This is a genomic window from Pseudomonas sp. 43(2021), assembly GCF_017490805.1.
GTDB lineage: Bacteria > Pseudomonadota > Gammaproteobacteria > Pseudomonadales > Pseudomonadaceae > Aquipseudomonas.
In genome coordinates this window covers 1-500 of record NZ_JAFGYJ010000326.1, presented here as the reverse complement: position 1 = coordinate 500, position 500 = coordinate 1, and the positions used below count along the sequence as shown (strand labels likewise).

At 63.0% G+C, this 500-nt stretch carries 1 protein-coding gene; it reads left to right on the top strand.

The genetic code is table 11. The features are described 5' to 3' along the window. Position 1: 1 nt before the first annotated feature. Positions 2-500 (top strand): Rnf-Nqr domain containing protein (locus J5M71_RS27450; protein WP_207838702.1); only part of this gene is annotated, 499 nt, incomplete at its 3' end.

Sequence of the window (500 nt, the reverse complement as noted above, 5' to 3'; positions counted from 1 at the left end):
GATCAGTGCTGCGCTGCTCAACAATTTCGTGTTGCACTGGCCGCTGGGCGTCGCTCCGCTGCTGGCGGGCAGCCGACGCCAGGTACATGCGCTGGGATTGGCGACGTTGTGCCTGATGCTGGTAGTCAGCGTTATCGGTCAGGCGATCTGGCAGTGGATACTGCTGCCGTTGCAGCTTGAAGCGCTGCGCCTGTTCGTGTTTCTGCCGTTGAGTGTGTTGTTGATCGCGCCGCTGCTGAAGCTGCTGGCGCGCGGGCTGCCGGATTGGCCGTTCGACGGATTGTGGCCGCTGCTGCTGGGCAATGCCGGCGTACTCGGGCTGGCGTTGATCAATGCGCAAAACGATCAAGGCCTGCTGCACGCAACGGCTTTGAGCTTCGGCGCCGGGCTGGGTTTCTGGCTGGTGTTGAGTGTGTTCTGCGACCTGCGCGAGCGCACGGCCGACAACGATATTCCCCTGCACTTTCGCGGCCTGCCGATCGATCTGATCAGCGCCGGAC